The organism is Micromonospora sp. LH3U1, from assembly GCF_028475105.1.
Lineage (GTDB): Bacteria > Actinomycetota > Actinomycetes > Mycobacteriales > Micromonosporaceae > Micromonospora.
This window is the reverse complement of sequence record NZ_CP116936.1, coordinates 2,057,949-2,079,730: the sequence shown is the minus strand read 5'-3', so window position 1 is coordinate 2,079,730 and position 21,782 is coordinate 2,057,949. Positions and strand designations below refer to the sequence as shown.

The window sequence follows — 21,782 nt, the reverse complement described above, 5'->3', positions numbered from 1 at the left end:
CTCCAGGTCCCGCTTCGCCAGTCCTGCGGCAGCAACGATCACCGCACGCTGCCGCACGCCCATCGCCCAACCCATCCCGAGCCTGCCGGATCCACCGACTACTCGTCCTCGTCGTAGCCTTCTGCCGGACACGCTCGCGTCAACCCATCGGGCCGCGACCGGCGGTGCTGACGACCGCCATCGTGATCAGGGTGCGCTGCCGCCGTCGACTCATCAGCGCGAAGCAGGCAGTGAGCGCCACCAGTTCCACCTCGGCCCATTCGCCGGTGACGTCGACGCGGATCGGCCCGCCGAGTCGGCCGGGGAGGCGCACCCCGAGCCGGTGCCCGTCGCGTACCAAATCACCACCGCAGCGACCGGGCGCCCAGCGCGCCACCCCGCCGGGCCCCGGCACGTGCGACCGGCGCGGGTCGAGCCGCACCGCGGTGCCGTGCTCGGCCGTGGCGGTGAACCCGATGCGTCGGCGGTCGGTCGGCTCGACCGTCCAGAGGCCCGCGTCGGTGCGGATCTCGCCGCACCGCCAGGTCCAGCCGGTACGCAGCGAGGCGCGAGGCCCGGCACCGGAGTCGAGGACGAAGGCCCCGTCCTGCTTGCGTATGGTCAGCGCGGTCATCGGTTCAGCCCTTCCGGGCGCGGCCGGGGCAGGCCGAGGATGAGGACGACGCCGACGCTCAGGTGTAGCAGCACGAGAGTCGCCTTCGCTCCCCCGCCGACGCCGCTCGGTGGCCCGACCAGGAACGACAGCAGCAGAACCACGACCGCGATCGAGGTCCACCAGACGCGGGCCCGGTTGGTGAGGCGTTCCAGCACCGCGAGCAGCGCCCAACCGGCCAGTGCCGCGACCGCGGCGGCCACGACGACCGCGGCCACCGTGATCTGCTGGATCGAGTTTCCGGTGCCGACCGCGAGGTCGACGCCGGCCGCCGAGTGCAGGATCGCGAACTCGGCCGCCGCCACCAGGATCGCACCGGCCGCCACCGCGGCTCGGCGCAGGAGAAGGTTGTTCGTCATGCCCCGAGTTTGTGGACCGGCCCGGGTCGGGCGCGTCGGTCCGGACGCCGCGGTGCGTACATCCGTCGGCGGCGCCGCGTACTACCAAAGGAGGTGGTCCGGCCCCACGCGAGCCCAGTAGCCTGCGCTTGTGGATGCGGCGACGTGCGACGTGGACCCGCCGCGGGCGTGGCGTTCCGTCCCGGTGGGAGTGGCGACCGTGGCGATGGGCGTGCTCATCGCGACCGTGCTGTGGTCTGCCACCCGCTCCGAGTCGACCGCCCTGGTCCGCGCCGATGTCGCGCTGGCGGTGGCCGCCCTGGCCCTCGTCCCGGTGGTCGTCCGCCGCCCGGAGGTCGCTGGCGTGCTGGCGGGCCTGCTGGTGGCGCTGTCGCCGGTGGCCACCCCGGTGGCGAGCTTCGCGGTGCTGTTCACCGCCCGCAACCGGCCGTTCCGGCAGGCCGCGGTGGTGGCGGCGGTCGGCGTGGCGGGCGAGGCGGTGCAGGCGGTGTGGCGGCCGATGCCCAGCCTGCCGTACGGGTGGCGGCTGGTGCTGATGACGGCCGCGTACGCGGCCCTGCTGGGCTGGGGCACCTGGGCGCAGGCCCGGCACGCCCTGCTGGCGGCGCTGCGGGACCGGGCCTGGCGGGCTGAGCAGGAGCAGGAACGGCGGGTCGTCGAGGCGCGGGCCGCCGAGCGCAGCCGGATCGCCCGGGAGATGCACGACGTGCTGGCCCACCGGCTGTCGCTGCTGGCAGCGGCCGCCGGCGCAATGGAATACCGGCCGGACGCGCCGCCCGAGCGGCTCAGCGCCGCCGCCGGGGTGATCCGCGCCAGCGCACACCACGCCCTCGACGAGCTGCGCGAGGTCATCACGTTGCTGCGCAGCGACGATGCCGAGTCGTCGGCGGACGCACCACCCGGGCAGACTCTCGCCGACCTGCCGCGCCTGGTCGAGGAGGCGCGGGCCGCCGGGCAGCAGATCGAGGTCGACGACCCGCTCGGCCCGCCGGTCGAGGTTTCCCCGACGGTCGGCCGCACCGCTTACCGAATCGCGCAGGAGGCGCTGACCAACGCCCGCAAGCACGCCGCCGGGCAGCCAGTCCGGCTCGCTGTCGGTGGCGCGCCCGGCTCCGGCCTGAGCATCGCGGTAAGCAACCCGACCACGCCCGACAGCGGTGCGACCGGGGACGGCGGCGCCGGCCTGATCGGTCTCGCCGAACGGGCCGCCCTCACCGGCGGTCGCGTCACCCACCACATCGACGCCTCGGGTCGGTTCCACCTCACCGCGTGGCTGCCGTGGCCGACGTGACGGGTACGGTCCGGGTCGTCATCGTCGACGACGATCCCCTCGTACGGGGAATGCTGACGATGATGCTCGACGGCGCCGACGGGATCGTCGTCGTGGGCGAGGCCGCCGACGGCGGTGCGGCGATCACCGCGGTGGACCGGCACATGCCCGACGTGGTGCTGATGGACATCCGGATGCCCGGCGTCAACGGCATCACCGCCACCGAGCGCCTGCGCCGCCGCCCCCGGCCACCCGAGATCATCGTGCTCACCACGTTCGACACCGACGAGCACGTGGTACGGGCCCTGCGGGCCGGCGCCAGCGGTTTCCTACTCAAGGACACCCCGCCGGAGCGGATCAGCCAGGCGGTCCGCTCCGTCGCGGCCGGCAACCCGATGCTGTCGCCGGGCGTGACACGCCGCCTCATGCAGCGGGTGGCGTCCGGGGCCGAGTCCTACGAGCAGGCGCGCACCCGGCTGGCCCTGCTCACACCCCGGGAACGCGACGTCGTGCTGGCCATCGCGCACGGACGCTCCAACGCCGACATCGCCACCGAGCTGCTGATGAGCGTGACCACGGTGAAGGCCCACGTCTCGCACATCCTGACCAAGCTGGACCTCGACAACCGCACCCAGATCGCCCTGCTCGCCCACGACGGCCGGCTCGCTTGACCAAATCCCCGGTGCTCCGCCCATTCGCGGGGTAGATGATGGGCCGGGCCTCGCGGCCCGGCCCATCAGGGTTGTGCGTCAGGTCGACGCGGTGAGCGGTTCGATCAGCGCAGCTGCTGGGCGAGACCGGTGGTGGCGCCGCCGCGCTCGTACGAGACGAGCAGCGACGAGCCGGCGGGAAGGGCCCCGTTCAGCGGCAGGACGAGGGTGCGGTCCTTGCTCAGGCTGGCCGTGGTCTGCGCCACGACCCGTTCCCCGTCCCAGATGAAGACCCGGGCGGTGCCGGACTGCTTCACCTTGAGCTCCACCGAGACCTTCGAGCTGGTCTGGGTGACCTTCTTGATCTTTACGGTGTTGTCCGCCAGCGCCGCGTAACCACCCGGTGCCACCCCGTCCGAGGCGGACTGCAGGATGGTCTGCGGCGAGTCGACGCTCTGCGCAGCGGTGTCGGGCATGATCGGAGCCTTGGGCGCCGACGGCCGCGCCGTCAGACCTGGCAGGGTCGCCACGCCCCAGCGCCACGGGTCGGCCCGCACTCCGCTCCAGGTCGACCAACCAACCCGGGTCTGCGCGGACAGGTCCTGCGTGTCCGAGTCGTTGACCAGGATGTTCATCCCCATCCGGCTCGGGTCGATGGTGTCCGGCAGCACGCTGAACGGAACCTTGACCTCGATCCGGTACCCCGTGTAGGGGTTGTTGGTGACGACAGAGGCGATCTCAAGACCCGGTGCGGTCTCCGGTCCGCCCTGGTGGTTGTCCCGCTCCCGGGCGAAGCACGGCGGGTTGCCGTTGGCCGGGTCGTTGGTGGCCGGGAAGAGCGCCACGTTGAACACGGTGGAGGTGTTGGCCGAGTTGCCGCGCGGGTCGATGCCGAACTCGATGTTGTCGTTACGGCGCGGGCGCTTGCAGTCCTCCGCGGGCAGGAGGGTCCCGAGTACGTCATCGGTGATGTTGAAGACGGCGTACAGGGCGTCGTCGGTGTAGGTGAGCTGGGCGGTGCCGGAGATGTCCGACGCCGGAGCGGCGGTGCCCTCCCAGCGCGTCGAGATGTCGACGACCTCGCCGGTGTACTCACCCGGGGAGGCCGTGCCGTCGACCGACGGCGCGGTGCTGGCCCTCGGAATGGTGGTGACCGGCACCAGGTTGAACACACCCGGCTCGGTGGCGCTGCCACCGTTGTAGCTGGTCTCGATCCCCACCCGGTACGCGCCGTTGTCCGGCGCCCGGTTGGCGGTCGGCAGCGACGTGTCGGTGTTGGTGACCGTGAAGGTCACCGAGCTGCGGGCGCCCGGCTGCAGTCCGCTGTACGGCAGCTGCTGCTCGGCCGCCGAGAAGCCGGCCGGCAGGTTCAGCTTGACGGCGCCGGACTGTGCCCGGCTGCTGTGGTTGGTCAGGTTGACCTTGACGCTGCGGGTGCCACCGCTGGGGATGTTCAGCAGGGACTCGATGAGAGCGTCGAGCTGCTGGGTCTTGTTACGTACGGCCCACTCGCGGAAGTCGGCGATCTCCTCCAGCGGTTCGAGCGTGCCCCGCACCGGAGCGGTCGCCTGCACCAGCCCGCTGCTGGTGCCACTGCCGTCCTTCTTGCTGGTCAGCGTGGCGTTGATCCGGAATCGCGTACCCACCTCGAGCTGCGCGGGCGGGGTGACCGTGAAGCTCTTCACGACCTCCTTGTGCGGGGTGAGCGTGCCAACGTTGCCGTTGCCGCTGACCTTCCAGCCGGCCGGAACCTGCAAGGAGACGGTGGCGCCGGGGATGGCCTTTTCGGCGTAGAGAACCGTGTCGACGCGGATGGTCTGTCCGGCGAGGACCTCCCAGTTCTGCGGACGCACGTGGATCTCGGTGCCGAGCGGCAGTCCACCGGGGGCACGGAGGTTGGCACCCTGGAGCGCACCGGTGCCGGCGCCCACGTTCGGGTCCGGGTACGGGGTGCGGGTGTCGATCAGGCTCAACCGGTTGCAGCCGATGCTGGCCGGGTTGGTCGTCGGGAAGGAGCTGTTGCCCCAGCCCTGCGACGCGTACTCCCGGCGGGCCCAGGTCTGGACCGTGTTCCACCGGTTGCCGTCGTGACGCGCCGACTCGTAGCCCTGCCAGGTGCCGAAGATGACGCTGCTGGCCTCACCCGGCGTGAACGTGGTCTCGCAGGCGGGGCCGTTGGTGCCGGTGGTGCCGCTGCCACCGGTCTGGAAGATCCGGGAGACCCGCCAGGGCTTGAGCCCTTCCTTCTTGATCTGCTCCGGGAACGCCTTCGGGTCGGCCGCGGCGTAGAAGGCCTCGACGGCCAGCATGGCCGCCTTCTGGTGGTTACCGTGGTTGCCCTGGGTAGCCGAGGGGTTCATCGTGAGGATGACCTCGGGCTTGGTGGTCCGCAGCACCCGCACGATGCGGGAGAGGGTCTCCTGGTAGCCCCAGACCTCCTCGGTCAGGGGAGCGCTGGCGGTGTACCAGAAGTCGAGGGCGTCCAAGTTGTAGACGTTTTCGACGCCGGCCCAGCCCACCGCCCGGCGCTCCTCAGCCTCCCGGAGGATGCCGAGTTCGGGGCCCTCCTCCAGGCCGGTGGCGTTACCGCCGCCCTCGCCGCGGGTGGTGGTGATGACGCCGGCCTTCATGCCGTGATACTCGTTCCAGTATCCCAACGTGCCGAGTTGGCCGGCCTCGTCGTCGGGGTGCGCGCCGATGAACATGATGTCCAGGTCGACCGGCTTGATCGGCTTCTCGGACGGCTTCTTGGGGGATGTGTGCTTGGGCGATGAGCCCTTGGAGCCGGCCTGGACGGGACTGGCCAGGCCTAGCGAGAGCAGACCGCACAGGGCGATCGACGCCGTGGTGCGCCATTTCATGGCATACCTCTTCGTGTGGGGGCGGGTGCTGCTGGGGGACGGTTGCAGGCCCGGCAGAGATCTCCTGGCAGTTGGCTCTGCCGGGCCTGAAGCGTGAACAGCTGTCCACTGGAGGCCGGAAACGGCCTCCACGCGTGCGGGTCGCTCGACAGCGGGGGTAGTGGTGCCTGCCCACCGTCACTTAGTGAGCGGTACGCACAGTGGTAGGGGTGGATCCACCGAAGGCCTTCGGCCGGTAACGCTAGGGATCTTGTCGGCGGCAAGTCAATAGTCCGGGGCGACTTTCTTCCTTCTTTGAAGAAACAATGTGGCCTGTTCAGGCCCCATGGACTCGCGCTCCACTTTGGCAATCGGTGCTGTTTGTCCACCTTCGGGGCGCGCGACTTCTGCCCTGAGGCCGGATTAGTCCGATCGGACGGAGACCACGTCGCCGTTGTCCCTTGTGGATCTACGTTTTCCCTCGCCGGAGGCCGAGATGATCTCGTTACTTGACGCCACCGTTTTTTCTCAGTAGGAAATAACTGTGTCCGACAAAGCACCGACCAGCCCGGTCAGCCGTGAACGGTCCCGTGAGATCAAGCGTCTCTCGGTGATCCTGGCTGCCCGGCAGGCGCGATTGCTGTCCCGCGTGGATTTCGCCGAGATGACAGGACTCCCGGCGGCCACGGTGACCGCGCTCGTGCGGGAGCTCATCGCCGAGGGTTACCTCATCGAACGAGGACCGGGTGCCCCCACCACCGGCCGTCCCCGCGAGATGCTCGAGTTCAATCCGCGTGCCGAACTCGTCGCCGCGGTCTCGCTCGAACCATCCCGGATCAGTTGCGAGATCGCCGACAGCGAGGGTGCGCTCATCGCGCATCGCACCGCGCGGTTCAGTGGCGATGTGGTCGAGACCATCTGCGCGTTCGTCCTGGACCTGGTCGGCGACAACCTGCCGTCACTGCGTGGCGTCGCCATTGCGGTGCCGGGTGTCTCCACCAATGGTGCGGTACGCCTCGCGCCATCGGTGGGGCTGGTCGAGGCGTGGCCGATCGGCGAGTCGGTTCAGCAGCGACTCGGCGTGCCTGTCGTCGTCGACAACGACGTCAACCTGATGGCCGCCGGTGAGTGTGTCGCCGGTGCCGGCGCGGACGTCGCCAACCTGTTGCTGATCCACGTCGCGGACGGCATCGGCGCCGGGCTCGTACTCGACGGCAAGGTCCGCCGGGGCGCCAGCGGAGCGGCGGGCGAAGTGGGTTTCCTGCCACTGGACGCCGCACCAAAGCGCAGCTACAGCGGCGTGGGCGAGTTCGAGGCCCGATGGTCGGTGAACGCCATCGCCGAGCGGGTGGTCGCCCTGCACCCAGGGCGGCGACCCGAGTCGCCGGTACGGGAGCTGATCCAGCTCGCCGTCGCGTCGCGTCCGGCCCGCGACTACCTCGACGAGGTTCTCGACGCCTGGGCCCGACTCATCCTCTCCTGCGTCTGCGTGATCGACCCGGGGATGGTGCTGCTCAGCGGCGCCGCCGCCGAGCTCGACGACGCCGCGCTCGAACAGCTCCAGGGACTGCTCTCGGCCAAGACCCCGGCCCCCACCGAGGTACGCCGGGCCACCCTCGGCGACCAGGCGGTGCTGCACGGAGCGATCAGCTACGCACTGTCAGCCGCGGTTCCCCTGCCCTCACTGCCCTGACCACCACCACCGACCAACGACCAACGACCCCGCACCGCCCCCGCCCCCCGACCACCCTCATCCGCCGCCTGTCGCGGCGCCCTGCGTCCGTACCCCGAACAACCGGCTGCGGCGCGCCGCGACGCATCCCGCTCCGGCGGAACCCCCGAACCCCGCTCCGGGCACGGCCCGATCTCCGACGCCGTATCCGGACCGGCGAACCACCGCATTTCGGCACAACGAGTTCGATCCAAGAACTTCTATCAGAACCTTCCCGTAGATCCCCCCTGAGTGGAGGTACCAATGAGACGTCCCTGGGTCATGGCGATCGCGCTTGGCGCGATGCTGGCTGCCACCGCCGGCTGCGGCAGCAGCGACGACGGCGACACCGGCTCGTCCGCGAACGCGTCGGCCGAGAAGTTCGTCATCTACAGCGCCCGCGACAAGTCGGTCACCGACTACGTCGTCGAGCAGTTCACCGCGAAGAACCCCGAGTACAAGGGCAAGGTCGAGGTGCTCAACATGGGCGCCCAGGAGGTGCTGGAGCGGGTCCGTGCCGAGAAGGCCAACCCGCAGGCCTCGGTGTGGTGGGGCGGCACCCAGCAGGGTCTCGCCTCCGGCGCCACGGAAGACCTGCTGGCCTCCTGGCAGCCCTCGTTCGCCGCGAAGATGGACGCACGGTACAAGGACGCGCAGGGCCGTTGGTTCGGTGAGATCCTGCTGCCCGAGGTCATCATGTACAACAACAAGGCGCTGACCGCGGAGCAGGCGCCGAAGGACTGGGACGACCTGATCGACCCGGCGTGGAAAGACAAGATCATCATCCGGGACGTGGCTGCCTCCGGCACCATGCGCTCGATCTACTCCTCGATGATCCAGCGCCTCTCGGCCGACGGGTCCAACCCGCAGCCCGGCTACGACTGGCTGCGCAAGCTCGACACCAACACCGTCGAGTACGCCGCCAACCCCGCCGACCTGTACCTGAAGATGTCGCGTGAGCAGGGTGTGGTCAGCGCCTGGAACCTGCAGGACGTTCTGCTGCAGGCCGACAAGAAGATGCCGTTCGGCTACGTCATGCCGGCCTCGGGCGCCCCGGTGCTCGTCGACGGGGTGGCCGCGGTCAAGGGCGGCAACAAGGCCGGTGCCGAGAAGTTCCTCGAGTTCCTCTTCGACGACTCGCTGCGGGCCACCCTCGCCAAGGACTACTTCCAGATCCCTGCGGTGGAAATCTCCCAGCAGCCGGAGTGGCTGGCCCAGCTCAACCTCAAGCCGATGGACGTCGACTGGGACGTGATCGGCAAGAACGAGACGGCCTGGATCAACCACTGGAACGCGGAGATCAAGGACAAGGGCTGATTTGACAGGGACCGGGTCGTGCCACGGCACGACCCGGCTCCGTCCTGGAAGGACCCAGAAACATGATCGATGTCCGGCTGGCGACCGTCAGCAAGCGCTTCGACACGTCGAGCGACGCAGCGGCGGTCGACAACGTCACCATCACTATCGGAGCTGGTGAGTTCTTCACCCTCCTCGGACCGAGCGGATGCGGCAAGACCACAACCCTACGGATGGTGGCGGGGTTCTATTTCCCGACCTCCGGGCACATCCACTTCGGCGACGACGACGTGACGCGCTGGTCGCCGAACAGACGGGACACCGGCATGGTGTTCCAGAACTATGCGCTCTTTCCGCACATGTCGGTGGCGCAGAACGTCGCGTACGGGCTGAAGGTCCGCCGGGTCCCCCGCGCGGACCGGGCCCGCCGGGTCGAGGAGGCGCTCGCCCAGGTGCACCTCACCGGGTACGGCGACCGGCGCATCGACGCGCTCTCCGGCGGTCAACAGCAGCGGGTCGCGTTGGCCCGGGCGCTGGTCATCCGGCCCCGCACCCTGCTGCTCGACGAACCGCTGTCCAATCTCGACGCCAAGCTCCGCGAGGAGACACGTACCGAGATCCGCCGGATCCAGCGGGAAAGCGGCATCACCAGCCTCTACGTGACGCACGACCAAGCCGAGGCGATGGCGATGTCGGACCGGATCGCCGTCATGCAGTCCGGCCGGGTCCAGCAGGTCGGCTCTCCGCACGAGATCTACTACCAGCCAGCGAACGCGTTCGTGGCGCGCTTCATCGGACGCAGCAACGTACTGAGCCTGCCGGTGGTCGGCGCCGGGGAGACCCGGGTGGAGGTACGCCTCCCCAGCGGCGTGACGCTCGACGTGGGCGCCGCCGTGGGGCACCGCCTCGCCGAGGGAGACACCGCGCTGGTGTCGGCCCGGCCGGAGCACATCGCGATCGCCGGCCCGGACGAGGAGTCGGCACTTCGCGGCCGGATCAGCCACATCGAGTTCACCGGAATGGCAACTCATCTCAGCGTCGACGTCGACGGTACCGAGGTGATGGCGGCGGTGATCGACGCACCGGTCGGCATCCAGCTCGGCGACGTCGTGGGCCTGCGTCTCGTACCCGAACGGCTCTGGGTGGTCCAACCGTGACCGTTCGTTCCCTACCCGCCCCCGGCTGGCTGGTCGGACTCGGCCGGCGCCTGGGCGGCGGCGCCAGTTCACGGTGGTTCCCCTACCTGCTCGTGCTGCCCCTCGTCCTGGTGCTCTGGGGCTATGTCGTACAACCGATGTTCGCCACCTTCGCCGAGAGCATCAGTGCCGACGGTACGAAGAACTACCTCCAATTCCTCCGCTCCTCCGGGGTGGCCCGGCAGTCCCTGTTCACCTCGCTGTTCATCTCGGCGGGGAGCGTGCTGCTCTGCGGCGTCGTCGGGGTCTCGATGGCCTTCCTGCTCAAGCGGTTCACCTTCCGTGGCCGTCGGCTCCTCGAGGCGTTCATCCTGGTGCCGGCGGCCCTGCCGCCGCTGATCGGCGCCGTGTCGTTCCAACTGCTCTACAGCAACATCGGCATCCTGCCGCGTGGGTTGCAGGCGCTCTTCGGCACTGACAAGCCGATCCTCGCCTTCGACGGGATCGCCGGGGTGCTCGTGGTGCACACGTTCACCATGTACCCGTTCTTCTACCTGGCCGCCGCCGCGGCGCTGGCCGGGATGGACCCCTCGGTCGAGGAGGCGGCGTACAACCTCGGCGCCGGCCGGGTGCGGGTCTGGCGGACCGTCATGCTGCCGATGCTCACCCCGGCGTTGGTCTCGGCGTCGCTGCTGGTCTTCATGACCTCGCTGGCGTCCTACACCGCGCCGCTGCTGTTCAACGTCAGCCAGACCATGACGATGCAGATCTACATCAACCGCACCAACGGCGACCTGCCGATGGCCTCGGCGTACGCCTCCGTGCTGGGAATCGTCTCCATCATCTTCCTGCTGGCGATGCGTTGGTACGAGGGTCGGCGCAGCTACCAGTCGCAGTCGAAGGGGATCTCGGCGACCCGGCGGGAGATCAACAATCCGATCGGTCGCTGGTTGGCCCCGCTCGCCTCGGTGCTTGCCACGATCATCCTGCTCGCACCGGTCGCCACGATCGCACTCGTGGCCTTCTCGGAGGACCGCTCCTGGACGACCCAGGTGTTGCCGACGACGTACACGCTCGACAACTTCGTCACGATCTTCTCCGACCCCAAGGCGTTCCAGCCGATCCTCAACTCGGTGCAGATGAGCCTGATCGCGGTCATCGGCTGCGTCGGGATCGGCGTACTCCTCGCGTACGCGGTACGACGGCTGCGGTTCGTCGGGCGGGGTCTGCTCGACGTGGCGGTGATGATCGCGTGGGCGTTGCCCGGGACGGTCGTCGCGATCAACCTGATCTCGGCATTCAGCACCGGCAACGCGTTCAGTCTTGGGCAGGTCCTGGTGGGTACCTTCTGGATCCTGCCGCTGGCCTACTTCGTGCGATTCCTGCCGATCGTCTTCCGGTCCAGCTCGGCGGCGCTGGCGCTGATCGACCCGTCGCTGGAGGAGGCCGCCCGCAACCTCGGTGCCTCCTGGCTGCGGGCCTTCTACACCGTCACCCTACGGCTGATGCTGCCCGGCGTTCTCGCCGGCGGACTGCTGGCGTTCGTGCACGGTGTCGGCGAGTTCGTCGCCTCGGTACTGATCTACACCTCGTCGACGGTGCCGATCTCGGTGGCGATCAACAACCGGATGTACTCCTTCGAACTCGGTACCGCGGCGGCGTACGGAATGCTCCAGGTGCTGCTCATCTTCGTGGTGATGTGGTTCTCCGGCCGGCTGGAGAGCAGCCGCACCGCGACCAGGAAGGCCGTCCAGTGGACGAACTGATCGAACGCTGGCGGGCCGAGGGCGGGCTGCTGCCGATCACCCGGGTCCCCGGCCACGCGTTAGCCAACGTGGCCGAGGCGGCAGACCTCGCGGTGCTGCCGGTCGGCGCCGTCGAGTGGCACGGCCCGCATCTGCCACTCGGCACCGACCTGCTCCTCGCCGAGGGGTTCGCCGGGGAGTTGGCCACCGGGTCCGCCCGGGCCGTGCTCTTCCCGGCCGCACCGTACGCCGCCTGCCCTGGCCAGACCCGGCCCTGGCCGGGCACGGTGGCGCTGCGACCCGAGATCGCCGTCGGGTACCTCAGCGACGTGCTCGCCGGCATCGTCGAGGCAGGCTTCCCCCGGCTCCTCGTGGTCAACGGTCACGACGCCAACCTCTCCACGGTCCGTGCCGCGATGGAGTGGGTCTCCGGCCGGCACCTGGCGAGCCTGCTGCTCGCCAACTGGTTCCAGCTGGTCAGCCCGGACGAGACAGGCGAGATCTTCGGCGCCCTGCCGGCCCGGGGGCACGGCGGAGCGTACGAGACCTCGGCCGTGCTCGGCTTCGACCCCGCGACGGTGCACCTGGGCGCCACGCCGGACCTGCCGCCGAAGCCGAAGCTGGCCACCACCTACCCGTACGTGCTGGTGGAGTCGCGGCCCGACCCGTGGCAGGGCTGGTCGGGTCATGTCTCGCTGGCCAACGAGTCGGCCGGGCAACGGATCCGCCAGCTTGCCGGCGCACGGCTGCGTGAGGTGATCGAGGCGTGGCTGGCCGCGCCGCTACCCGGCCCGCCCGGGGCGGACCGGCCCGCCTCGTCGGACCAGGCCGCCTGGTCCGACCGGCCTGACGGGACCGGTCGGACCAGGCTTTCGGATGACCCCGCTCGCCACCTGTAGGACAACGCACCGCCTTGGGAGACCGTGATGACCCCAGCACTGACCATCTACCAGCAGCATCACCTTCGCGTCGTGTTCGAGCATCACGTCGCCCACCTGTACCCCGCGATGGTCAAGGCGAGCCAGGCCCACGTCGTCATGCTCGCCGAGCAGCGGCTGATCCCCGCCGACTCCGCCGCAATGATGCTGCGCGGGCTGCTCATCCTCGCCGAGGACCGGCCCGACGACCTCGACTATGACGGCAGCGTCGAGGACGTCTACTACACGCTGGAGAAGCGCCTCGCCGCCGCCTGCGAGGTCGAGGTGTCCCAGCTCAGCGTGCAGCTCGCCCGCAGCCGTAACGATCTCGACGCCGGGGTCTTCCGGATGGTGCTGCGCGATCAGCTCCTTCAGGTGCTCGACTCGGTGCTGGCGGCCGGCCGGACGGTGCTGGACCGGGCCGACCGGCACGCCGATGTGGTGATCACCGGCTACACCCACCGTCGCCCCGCCCAGCCGACGAGCATCGGGCATGTCTTCGCCGGCTACGCCGAGGCGCTGGCCGGCGAGGGGGTCGCCTACGCCGACCTGCTGGACGAGATGAACCGTTCGCCCCTGGGCTCCTGCGCCTTCGCCGGAACCGACCTGGACATCTCGCCCCGCCGCCTGGCGGACCTGCTCGGCTTCGAGCGGCTCATCGTCAACTCGTACGAGGCGGTGGCCGGTGCCGACCACCTCGTCCGGGTCGCCACCCTCAACGCGCAGGCGCTCGCCACGGGCGCCCGGCTCGCCCGCACCCTGATGGACTGGCTGAGCTGGGGCTGGGTCGTCACCCCCGGCTCGTTCACCCAGGGCAGCAGCATCATGCCGCAAAAGCGCAACCCGGTCGTGCTGGAACACCTCGTCTCGATGGCCGGCGCCGCGGCGGCCGACGCCGTCAGCGTGCTCAACAACGTTGGCGCCGCCTGGTGGGAGGACTCCAACAACGCCACCACCGACGTGCAGGCCCGGCTCTGGGATGGCGACGACCGGGCGTACCGGTTCTTCTCCCTGCTCGGCGGGCTGATCGCGGAGCTGGATCCGCTGCGTCCGCCGACCGGCGAGGAGATCGTCGCCTCGGGCGCCACCACGACGGCCGCGGCCGACGCGCTGGCCCGCCACGGCGTACCGTTCCGGGGCGCCCACTCGCTGCTCGGCCGCCTGGTGCGGACCGGTCCGCCGGCCACCTGGACCGAACAGGACGTCCGGTCGACCGCCGCCGACCTCGGTCTGGCCGACCAGCTCGGCGAGGCCGCGATCCGGGACCTGCTGGCCGCCGCGGTCCGCCCGGAATTCGTGCTCCGCCGGGCCCAGGCCGACGGGCCGGGAGAAGCGGCCGTACGGGAACAGGTGGCGCAGTTGCGTACCATCTTGGCCGAGGTAACGGTGCGGGTGGATGCGTTCCGAGACCGGTTGGTCCGTGCCGACGAGGCGCTGGCGGAGGCTGTCGCGGCGAGGGTGGGCCGGTGACTGGGCAACAGACACAGCACCGTGTGAACGAGAATGTTGTGTCGCCGCGACCGCGGCACAACCTGGACCGACGGCCCGAAGGGCGATCTGACATCACCATGGAACAATCGGCAAACCCGCGGCTGCTCGGCGTCGATTTCGGCGGCACGAAGATGGCGATCGGTGTGGGCGACGCCGAGGGTCGCCTGCTCGTCTCCGAGCGACTGCCCACGCACGCCGAGCAGGGCGCGCAGCAGGCCCTCACCCGGGCTCTCGACCGGGCGCGGGAACTCGTGGACCTGACCGGCGGCACGCTCGTGGCGGCCGGCATCGCCTCCCCCGGGGTGGTCCACGACCATGACATCGAACTGGCGCCGAACGTACCCGGCTGGGAGCAGCTGCGGTTGGGCGACGCGGTCCGCTCCCATCTCGGGCTGACCGCCGTACGGGTGTCGAACGACCTCAACGCGGCCGCCTACGCCGAGCTGCGCCTCGGGGCGCTGCGAGGCATCGATCCGGGCCTGGTGATCGGCATCGGGACCGGGGTGGCAGCGGCGGTGACGGTCGGCGGCGAGGTGATGGCCGGTTACCACGGCGCGGCCGGGGAGATCGCCTACGGTCTGACCGACAACAGTTGGCCCCCGGGCCTGGAGCCGATGCTGGAGACGACCTTCTCCGGTCGAGCCCTGGACGAGCTGGCGCAGCGGCTGGGGCTGTCCGGCCAGGCCGCCGCGCTCTGCGCCGCCGCGGCGCAGCCCGGCCGGGCCCGGGAGGAGTTGCGTCAGCGCGTCGATGAGTTGGCCCGCCAACTCGTCACCTGCTGTCTCCTGCTCGACCCACAGCGGATCGTGCTGGTAGGAAGCGTCGCGGGCAACGAGGTGGTGCGGGAGTTGCTCATCGAGCGGCTCACCCACGCGCTGCCGTACCGGCCGGAGATCGTCCTGTCGGCCTTCGCGCAGGACGCCGCGCTGCTCGGTTCGCTCGCCATGGCCATGGAGGCCCTGCCCGCGCCCGTCTGAGCGCCGCCGGTCGTTCCCATCCCGGGGTCTGCTCCTGACCGAAATGTTCCCGGGGCCGGTGCGGTGCTCCCGTCGTTGGCGAGGGCGGGTGTCCGTCGGTCGTCGGACACCCGCTCTCGGCGCTGCCCTCGCAGGTTTGGGCCCGCACTAGAGCCCGCACGGTCACCGCGCCTGGTCAGCGGCATGAGCGTGCACCGGACCGCGCGGGTTCAACAGGCCGGAGGCGTCAGGGCTGCCTAACGGGTATGTCCTTGGTGAGGCAGGTGGTTCCGTCAGGGCTGGCGAGTGGCACCGACTGGTATCCCTCGCTGTGGTAAAGGTCGATGTTACGCAGGCTTTTGGCGCCGGTGACCAGCAGGAGGCGACGGCAATCGGGGTCGGCGGCGGCTTCGGCGGTGCGCAGCAGCCACCGGCCGAGCCCCTGGCCCCGCAGGTCAGGCACGACGGCGAGCCGACCCACGTGCCAGTCGGTGTCGACGCGACGCGTTCGAACCATGCCCAGTAGTCGGCCGTCCAGCCAGATGCCCGTGGTGTGCCAGGTCGCCAGCCACTCGCGCACCTCCTCCGGCGACTCGTGCAGGGCCGGTATGGCCATGGTGTCGTTGACGATGGCCTCGTCCACCCAGCAGCACCGCTGCAGCACCGTGACCTGGGGCGCGTCGTCGGGGGTCAGCCGTCTCGTGTAGGACGCTGGCAGCGGGCCGGGCAGGGCACCGGCTTGTGCGCGTTCGCGCAGTGGCCGTAGGGCGTTGGCGACCCGGACCAGTTCGTCCAGCAGGCCGATACCCGCCGTGTCGCGGGCGGCGTCGGGCCGCAGTCGCCCATTCTCCGTTGCGTCACCAATGCGGATCGCGACCGTGGCGCCCAACGGAACCAGACGCAGCGTGGTCACCACCTGCTTGGCGTGCTGAACCGACCGGGTGCCCGCCGACGTGTTGCCGTAGCTGACGAAACCGATCGGTTTCCATGCCCATTCGCGGCCGAGGTAGTCCAGCGCGTTCTTCAGGGTCGCTGGCATCCCGTAGTTGTATTCCGGCGTGACCGCGATGAACCCGTCCGCCGCGTCGACGATCGCGCTCCACCGACGCGTGTGCTCGTGCTGGTAGACACCCGACGACGGGTGTTCCTCTTCGTCCAGGAACGGCAGGTTCAGATCGCCGAGGGCCACCGGTACAACCTCGACGCCGAGTTCCGCGGCACGAGGGGTGATCGTTTCGGTCAGCCACTGTGCCACCAGAGGACCGAGGGCGCCTGGGCGGGTGCTGCACACCAGTACAAGGACACGGACCGGTTTCGTTAACATGGAAACGAAGTGTAGGTGCTAGATTGTTTACATGTCAACGAGACCGCTGACCGGGACCACACGCTGGTTGAACCCTGACGAGGAACGAGCGTGGCGGGCGTTCCTGCGCGTAGTGGTCGCCGTCCAGACCGGCACGGCGCGCGACCTGGCCACGATCGGGCTCTCCGAACCCGACTACGAGGTTCTGAGCACCCTGTCGGAGCGGACCGACCACACCAGCAGCCTGGGCGAGCAGGCCGACAAGATGGGCTGGTCACGCAGTCGGCTGTCCCGGCACGCCACCCGGATGGAGGCGCGCGGTCTCTTGAGGCGCACACCAGACCCGGCCGACGGCAGAGGTTGCTTCCTCGTACTCACCGCGCAAGGGCTGGACGCACTCGAGAACGCCGCACCGGCCCACGTCGAGTCGGTACGACGCCACTTCATCGACCGGCTCGCCCCAGAAGACCTCATCGCCATCGAACAGATCGCCCGGAAGCTGGAAGAACCCCAAGCCGGCGACGACCTACCACCCAAACGGCAACCGGTCGACATGATCGTCGATGGGTAAACACGCTCATCTCGGCAGCCTTTGCTGCCTTAGACGAGAGTGACGGCAGCCCCAGGTTCACGACCTGCTCGCCCTGATGACGCGTCTGCAGCCTCGTTGCGTGGCGTTCTAATTGCACCAGATCAAGTAATTTCTGCAGGCTTGATACGCAGGTTCAGCAGCATGTCCTCGAAGGTCTGGGGTCCGAATCGCGCCGCCACTATGTGCACCGGTGAACACGCCATGTCCAGCGCCACACCGTCCACGGGGCGCCTCTCGACGCCGGTCACCACCAGAGTCATTTCCCGCACGGTCACGTCCTCGATCGTGACGTCGTAGCCCAGGACAGGGCGGGTCCCTACCGAGAGCATGATGACTGTCTCATGTGCGAGGTCTACCAGCGGCGGTGGTGGGACAGGCAGCCTTCCCGCATTGATCGATGCCCAATGCTGAGCCCATAAACCCGATCGGCGAATCAGGAACAGGCCGTAACTCGATGCGGCGCCAGTTGCGGCCTGCCCGTGGTACAGGGTGCGGAAGTTCCCGGCCTGTCCGGAAGATCTACTCACGCGCTGACCCTACCGGCACTGACCCTCGGGAAAGCGCTGCCTCTTTCCGCACGAATGGCTGTCGCATTCCAACGTTTGGTGGCACAAAGGCACCCCTCCGTCATCAGTCGCGCCAATGCCTCGGACTTCAGCCGGACGGACAGGCCAGGCGCGCACTATTCGCGGCAAAGTCGCACGACCGCGCGGCCGATGAGGATGGGTGACCTTGGCGCGCACTGGCAAGTGGGGCGATGTCAGCTGGCCCCAAGCAGGTCCCACCGGTTGCCGGCGATGTCGAGGAAGACCGCGACCCGACCATAGGGCTCGGTCCGCGGTTCCCGGACGAAGGTGACACCGGCCTCGACCATCCGCCGGTAAGCGGCGTCGAAGTCGTCGACGCGGAGAAAGAACCCGACCCGGCCGGCTACCTGGTTACCGATTGCGACGCGTTGGTGTTCTCCGTCGGCGCGAGCGAGCAGGATCCCGGTCTGGCCGCTCGGCGGTCGGACGACGACCCACCGCTTGGGTCGACCGTCATTGGTCAGCGATGGGGAGTCCTCGACGAGGTCGAAGCCGAGTACCTCGGTGAAGAACGCGATCGCCGGGTCGTACTCGTCGACGATCAGGGCGACCAAGTCGATCTGCACCACGGCAGCGTACGCGGGAAAGCGTCCTGCTGGCCGCCTTGCGACACAGGGGGGTGCCTACTTGTTTCGGACGCCGCCGGGCCAAAAAGAGCGAGCCAGGGTGCTGCCGTCTTTGGGTCGGCCTGCGGACATCGGGAGCCGTGTGCTGACAAAGGGCTCCACCAACGGATCAGCCGCTTCGCCGGTTACCCCATTGGCGCGGGCTCTGGACCGAGCCCCGGCCGCCGAGGTGCTGACCCTTTCCATACGGCTGAGGCGAGGCGACCTTGCCCTTTGCACGTCGGGCAGCCCGATTTGCGGGAACGGCAGGCGAGTCGGTCTCGGCCGTGGTTGAGGTGTCGGCATCCGCCGAGTGGGCGTCTTGAACGGGCTCAGGCTCCGGCATCGGTATCTCCCTGGATTCGTGGGGCGCCCTACGGACCATCGACCGCTTACGCACGCGGACTACTCGACGCCGGTGTGGGCACCTTGACGGTATCGCAACGCCGAGCCCGTCCGATCGACGGTCCGTAGCCCGCGTGAGGGTAGCAACCGTCGGTGGCAGCCGATACGCGACCGAGAGCTGATCGGAAGGGCCATCCCAACCGCCCGACCGACGTTGAGCTGCCGAGCGCACGGCCCGTCTGTTCCGACCCAAGAATCGAAGCTGAGGATCCTCGCCGCCAGAACCCAGCTCCGCCTCGCCCGCGCCCACCTGCGCCGCCCCTGGGAGAGACGGGCTACCGCCACTCGTTGAGAGTGGCCCGGCTCGTGATGCGACCATCGCTCGGTGGATGACGAGCGGGCCCAGGTGCTGGCGCATGACGGGAATACGGCGGTAACTCACCTGGCGGGCCGCGCCTTCCCGGGGATACACGTCCAGGGCGACACGTTTGCCGAGATGCAGCGTCAACTCGCCGCGGCGGCCAGCACATTGCGGCTTAGCGAGGGCGGTGGTGAGGCGCTGGACGATCTCGATTACGTGGTCGAGGAGTTAACGCAGATCCTTCGTTTCTACGAAGCCGTCCTCGTCGAGCGCGGAATCCAGCTCCCGTACCCCGGGGAGCGATCGTCTGGACCGACCGGAGAGGGCACTTGAGTGGACTCCGCAACGTTGCACTGGGCGGCGCGCCGCTATTGACGGAGCGATACGAAGAACTCCGGCGGGAGTACTGCCAACTGCCCAACGGTGGCCGCCGAGCCGATGGGTACCACTACACCAGCCAGGCGAAGCGCGTCCTCCCCCGCTACAACGTCGTGGACGCCATGCTCATAGAGGTTGCGCGGCCGATAGACGAACTCATCTCGGCTACTTGTCAGCGCGTCTCCGGCGCTCGGGTTCACCGGCTGCATCCTGGTCGACTGAGCGCCCCGGCATCCCGCCATGCGGACTGTTGACGATGAGCGGCACGCTGTCCGGTGACAGGAAATGGTGGCCCTCGAAGTACTCCAGGTGAACGTGGCCACCGTCGTCCATGTCGGCTACATCGCGTAGCAGGTCGGCGAGAAGCGACCGACTCTCCGCTCCACCATGGATGGTGAGATACCCGCGATCGTCGACACGGATTGCGACGGGGCCCGGTGTCTCATCGATGAGGACACCCCGTAGGCGCCGCGGCTGAGCGGACGGTGCAAGGCTCAGCTCGCCTCCGCTTGCCACCAGGTCAGCGAGGTGACAGAGGTCTGCCCGGTCACTCGCGATGTCGACGCCTTCGGCGGCGGAGTAGTAGTCAAGCCTCATCCCGCAACCGTAGGCTCCCCCGCTTGTCCAGCAACTTTCAGCTTTGAGCGTCGGAGTCGGCGCCGAGCCCCGTGCCGGCGAGGCGCAACCCGGGCCGCGGCCACTGTCGACCGCGTCGCATCCGCATGACTCAGAAGAAGATCTTTCCAACATCAATGTTTAGTGATATCTATTTCGCACCGAACCTCCTACCACCACCGGAGCACGACGTGCGGAGATCCCGTCTGGCAACCCTCGCCCTAGGCCTGGTCACGGCCCTGGGCGCCACCCTCACTCTGGCAGCGCCTGCCCAGGCTGCTCCCGGCGACCATTACGTCGCCCTCGGCGACTCCTACTCTTCCGGGGTGGGCGCTGGCAGCTACACCGCCGAGAGCGGTTCCTGTCAGCGCAGCACCAACGCCTACCCGGCGCTGTACGCCACCAATGTGCGGCCCGCGTCGTACCGCTCGGTTGCCTGCTCTGGCGCCACCACCGCGAGTGTGATCAACACGCAGCTCGGCGCGCTCAGTGCCACCACGACCCTGGTCAGCGTCACGGTCGGCGGCAACGATGTCGGATTCGCCAACATCATGACCACCTGCGTGCTCTACGGGACCACCGACTGCGTGACCGCCGTGCAGGCCGCCGAGGACAAGGCCAGGGCCGACCTCACCAACCTGCTGCGCACCGTTTACAACGGAATTCGCACCCGAGCGCCCTCTGCCCGGGTCGTGGTCGTCGGCTACCCGGTCTTCTACCAACTGGGCACGACGTGTGTCGGGCTCAGTGCCACCTCGCGAGCGAAGATCAACGAGGGTATCAACCTGGTGGATGACATCACCCGAAGTGCCGCCGTGGCCGCCGGCTTCACCTTCGCTGACGTCCGGTCGCAGTTCGTCGGACATCAGCTGTGCAGCTACGGCGCGAAGTGGTTGCACGCCCTAAACTTCGCCAACCTCGGCATCTCCTACCACCCGACCGCAGCCGGTCAATCCAGCGGCTACTACCCGGCCTTCCGCTCCGTCGCCGGCTGACGTCCGGGGGCGCGCGGGGCATTGCCCCGCGCGCCCGGCACCTTCCGTCGACCCTCACCGGGTATCCGCCCGGTCCGGTTCCGGTCGGCGACGAGAGCGCCGACCGCCGCTTAGTCCATTGAGGAGCTGCTCCAGGCCGGCAAAGGCCAGGTCGGCCTGGAGCACTACCACGTCCGCGGTGGGTCTGGCTGGCACCGCTTCATCACCCTGGCCATGCTCGCCGCCCAGCAGCCCGGCTCCGCACCGGAGATCAAGTCACGTTGGAGTACTACCCGGCGCTGGTCTGACCCGGCAGGTCGCTGGCCAGCACGCCACCAGCCAGGCCGACGCGGGCCGAGCCCGATCAGGCTGTCGGCACCGGCGCCAAGGCTGCCGCGAGGGCCTCGGCGTTCTTCTTGTCCACCCGAGGGAACGTCAGAGTGACGCCGTCTCCCGCACCGTCGAAGGCGAGGCGCAGCAGGCTCACAACGCCGATCTTCGCCTCGGCGAGCGCGACGTGTTCCCGGGACACCTCGCCGAGAACACCTGTACCGGGCCCGCCGAGGAAGGTCTGCGGCAGAAAGATCAGTCGCCGGTCGGTGAGCACGAGGAACTGCTTCTTGGTCCGCGCCAGCGCGGCGCCCGTCGCTCCGGCAGCCGCCTGGATCAGCCCCTGCCTGACGACCGTCCCGAGCCGACTGGCCGAGAAGCTCCCGACCATCGCTCGGGTCGCCGTGATCGGCCGTTCCCCCGGCTGCAGGGTCGGCGCCACCCGCTCGAACGCGCGGGCCTGGAGCTTCTGGTTCATGGTGTCCCCCGTCTTTGATCGTGATCGCCGCTGACTCTACGAAGCAGGCCACCGCGGGCCATCCGTCGATCAGACGCTTGATGATGACAGTCGGCCATGATCAGCATCGGGTCACCCGGAACAAATGTCCCAGCCAACCGACCATGTCCTCCAGCATCTGGACCTGCTTGCGGTGCAGGTCTTCGCTGCCC

20 protein-coding genes are annotated in these 21,782 nt (G+C 69.1%); 12 read left to right on the top strand and 8 right to left on the bottom strand.

The genetic code is table 11. The features are described 5' to 3' along the window. Nucleotides 1–139: 139 nt before the first annotated feature. Nucleotides 140–613 carry a hypothetical protein gene (locus PCA76_RS09555; protein ID WP_272616695.1) on the bottom strand — a complete coding sequence of 158 codons (474 nt, stop codon included), beginning with the start codon at nt 611–613 and terminating at the stop codon, nt 140–142. Further along, complete coding sequence (locus PCA76_RS09550) at nt 610–1,011, bottom strand: DUF6069 family protein (RefSeq protein WP_272616694.1); 402 nt, start codon at nt 1,009–1,011, stop codon at nt 610–612. The genes PCA76_RS09555 and PCA76_RS09550 overlap by 4 nt, the downstream gene beginning before the upstream one ends. Before the next feature lie 130 nt (nt 1,012–1,141). On the opposite strand from PCA76_RS09550, the gene PCA76_RS09545 reads away from it, so the two are divergent. Beyond that, a complete protein-coding gene (locus PCA76_RS09545; RefSeq protein WP_272616693.1) occupies nt 1,142–2,302 on the top strand; it encodes a sensor histidine kinase in 1,161 nt (386 codons plus the stop codon). Beyond that, nucleotides 2,290–2,952 (top strand): response regulator, encoded by a 663-nt coding sequence (locus PCA76_RS09540; protein ID WP_272616692.1) that lies wholly within the window; start codon nt 2,290–2,292, stop codon nt 2,950–2,952. The genes PCA76_RS09545 and PCA76_RS09540 overlap by 13 nt, the downstream gene beginning before the upstream one ends. Nucleotides 2,953–3,056: 104 nt before the next feature. Here PCA76_RS09540 and PCA76_RS09535 read toward each other — a convergent pair whose 3' ends face one another. Beyond that, the gene (locus PCA76_RS09535; RefSeq protein WP_272616691.1) at nt 3,057–5,792 is read right to left on the bottom strand and encodes a sugar-binding protein; all 2,736 of its coding nucleotides are present in this window, start codon (nt 5,790–5,792) and stop codon (nt 3,057–3,059) included. A 523-nt stretch (nt 5,793–6,315) separates the two neighbouring features. On the opposite strand from PCA76_RS09535, the gene PCA76_RS09530 reads away from it, so the two are divergent. From PCA76_RS09530 to PCA76_RS09500, 7 genes are all read left to right on the top strand, one after another. Beyond that, a complete protein-coding gene (locus PCA76_RS09530) occupies nt 6,316–7,464 on the top strand; it encodes an ROK family protein (RefSeq protein WP_272616690.1) in 1,149 nt (382 codons plus the stop codon). 282 nt (nt 7,465–7,746) lie between these two features. After that, nucleotides 7,747–8,799 (top strand): extracellular solute-binding protein, encoded by a 1,053-nt coding sequence (locus tag PCA76_RS09525; RefSeq protein ID WP_272616689.1) that lies wholly within the window; start codon nt 7,747–7,749, stop codon nt 8,797–8,799. A gap of 62 nt (nt 8,800–8,861) precedes the next feature. Next, a complete protein-coding gene (locus tag PCA76_RS09520) occupies nt 8,862–9,935 on the top strand; it encodes an ABC transporter ATP-binding protein (RefSeq protein ID WP_272616688.1) in 1,074 nt (357 codons plus the stop codon). Beyond that, nucleotides 9,932–11,680 carry an ABC transporter permease gene (locus tag PCA76_RS09515; protein WP_272616687.1) on the top strand — a complete coding sequence of 583 codons (1,749 nt, stop codon included), beginning with the start codon at nt 9,932–9,934 and terminating at the stop codon, nt 11,678–11,680. Before PCA76_RS09520 ends, PCA76_RS09515 begins: the two co-directional genes overlap by 4 nt. Beyond that, entirely contained in the window at nt 11,668–12,558 is an 891-nt protein-coding gene (locus tag PCA76_RS09510) for a creatininase family protein (protein ID WP_272616686.1), read from the top strand. Before PCA76_RS09515 ends, PCA76_RS09510 begins: the two co-directional genes overlap by 13 nt. 27 nt (nt 12,559–12,585) lie before the next feature. Continuing rightward, nucleotides 12,586–14,046: an argininosuccinate lyase gene (locus tag PCA76_RS09505; protein WP_272616685.1), complete on the top strand. Its 1,461-nt coding sequence runs from the start codon at nt 12,586–12,588 to the stop codon at nt 14,044–14,046. A gap of 98 nt (nt 14,047–14,144) precedes the next feature. Then, nucleotides 14,145–15,044: an ROK family protein gene (locus PCA76_RS09500; protein WP_272616684.1), complete on the top strand. Its 900-nt coding sequence runs from the start codon at nt 14,145–14,147 to the stop codon at nt 15,042–15,044. A gap of 226 nt (nt 15,045–15,270) precedes the next feature. Here the strand turns inward: PCA76_RS09500 and PCA76_RS09495 are convergent, their stop codons facing one another. Then, a complete protein-coding gene (locus tag PCA76_RS09495; RefSeq protein WP_272616683.1) occupies nt 15,271–16,347 on the bottom strand; it encodes a bifunctional NAD(P)H-dependent oxidoreductase/GNAT family N-acetyltransferase in 1,077 nt (358 codons plus the stop codon). 31 nt (nt 16,348–16,378) lie between these two features. Here PCA76_RS09495 and PCA76_RS09490 point away from each other — a divergent pair, with 31 nt between their 5' ends. Further along, nucleotides 16,379–16,897, top strand: coding sequence for a MarR family winged helix-turn-helix transcriptional regulator (locus PCA76_RS09490; protein ID WP_272616682.1), 519 nt, complete (start codon nt 16,379–16,381; stop codon nt 16,895–16,897). A 122-nt stretch (nt 16,898–17,019) separates the two neighbouring features. Here the strand turns inward: PCA76_RS09490 and PCA76_RS09485 are convergent, their stop codons facing one another. After that, nucleotides 17,020–17,445: a hypothetical protein gene (locus PCA76_RS09485; protein ID WP_272616681.1), complete on the bottom strand. Its 426-nt coding sequence runs from the start codon at nt 17,443–17,445 to the stop codon at nt 17,020–17,022. Nucleotides 17,446–17,678: 233 nt separating this feature from the next. Then, on the bottom strand, nt 17,679–18,074 hold the full coding sequence (locus PCA76_RS09480; protein ID WP_442930212.1) for a VOC family protein: 396 nt from the start codon (nt 18,072–18,074) through the stop codon (nt 17,679–17,681). Nucleotides 18,075–18,840: 766 nt separating this feature from the next. Between PCA76_RS09480 and PCA76_RS09475 the strand changes: the two genes are divergently transcribed. Beyond that, nucleotides 18,841–19,149, top strand: a complete 309-nt coding sequence (locus PCA76_RS09475) for a DUF6959 family protein (protein ID WP_272616679.1) — start codon at nt 18,841–18,843, stop codon at nt 19,147–19,149. A gap of 210 nt (nt 19,150–19,359) precedes the next feature. Here PCA76_RS09475 and PCA76_RS09470 read toward each other — a convergent pair whose 3' ends face one another. Beyond that, nucleotides 19,360–19,791 (bottom strand): Imm32 family immunity protein, encoded by a 432-nt coding sequence (locus PCA76_RS09470; RefSeq protein WP_272616678.1) that lies wholly within the window; start codon nt 19,789–19,791, stop codon nt 19,360–19,362. Nucleotides 19,792–20,000: 209 nt separating this feature from the next. Between PCA76_RS09470 and PCA76_RS09465 the strand changes: the two genes are divergently transcribed. Then, nucleotides 20,001–20,804 carry an SGNH/GDSL hydrolase family protein gene (locus PCA76_RS09465; protein ID WP_272616677.1) on the top strand — a complete coding sequence of 268 codons (804 nt, stop codon included), beginning with the start codon at nt 20,001–20,003 and terminating at the stop codon, nt 20,802–20,804. A gap of 343 nt (nt 20,805–21,147) precedes the next feature. On the opposite strand, the gene PCA76_RS09460 is transcribed toward PCA76_RS09465, so the two are convergent. Then, nucleotides 21,148–21,591, bottom strand: a complete 444-nt coding sequence (locus tag PCA76_RS09460; RefSeq protein ID WP_272616676.1) for a hypothetical protein — start codon at nt 21,589–21,591, stop codon at nt 21,148–21,150. Nucleotides 21,592–21,782 lie beyond the last annotated feature (191 nt).

Bases quoted from the DNA above. Each gene is read 5' to 3' on its own strand.
- PCA76_RS09555 (WP_272616695.1), bottom strand. From the start codon at position 613: ATGACCGCGCTGACCATACGCAAGCAGGACGGGGCCTTCGTCCTCGAC.
- PCA76_RS09550 (WP_272616694.1), bottom strand. From the start codon at position 1,011: ATGACGAACAACCTTCTCCTGCGCCGAGCCGCGGTGGCGGCCGGTGCG.
- PCA76_RS09535 (WP_272616691.1), bottom strand. From the start codon at position 5,792: ATGAAATGGCGCACCACGGCGTCGATCGCCCTGTGCGGTCTGCTCTCG.
- PCA76_RS09525 (WP_272616689.1), top strand. From the start codon at position 7,747: ATGAGACGTCCCTGGGTCATGGCGATCGCGCTTGGCGCGATGCTGGCT.
- PCA76_RS09520 (WP_272616688.1), top strand. From the start codon at position 8,862: ATGATCGATGTCCGGCTGGCGACCGTCAGCAAGCGCTTCGACACGTCG.
- PCA76_RS09505 (WP_272616685.1), top strand. From the start codon at position 12,586: ATGACCCCAGCACTGACCATCTACCAGCAGCATCACCTTCGCGTCGTG.
- PCA76_RS09500 (WP_272616684.1), top strand. From the start codon at position 14,145: ATGGAACAATCGGCAAACCCGCGGCTGCTCGGCGTCGATTTCGGCGGC.
- PCA76_RS09495 (WP_272616683.1), bottom strand. From the start codon at position 16,347: ATGTTAACGAAACCGGTCCGTGTCCTTGTACTGGTGTGCAGCACCCGC.
- PCA76_RS09490 (WP_272616682.1), top strand. From the start codon at position 16,379: ATGTCAACGAGACCGCTGACCGGGACCACACGCTGGTTGAACCCTGAC.
- PCA76_RS09470 (WP_272616678.1), bottom strand. From the start codon at position 19,791: ATGAGGCTTGACTACTACTCCGCCGCCGAAGGCGTCGACATCGCGAGT.
- PCA76_RS09460 (WP_272616676.1), bottom strand. From the start codon at position 21,591: ATGAACCAGAAGCTCCAGGCCCGCGCGTTCGAGCGGGTGGCGCCGACC.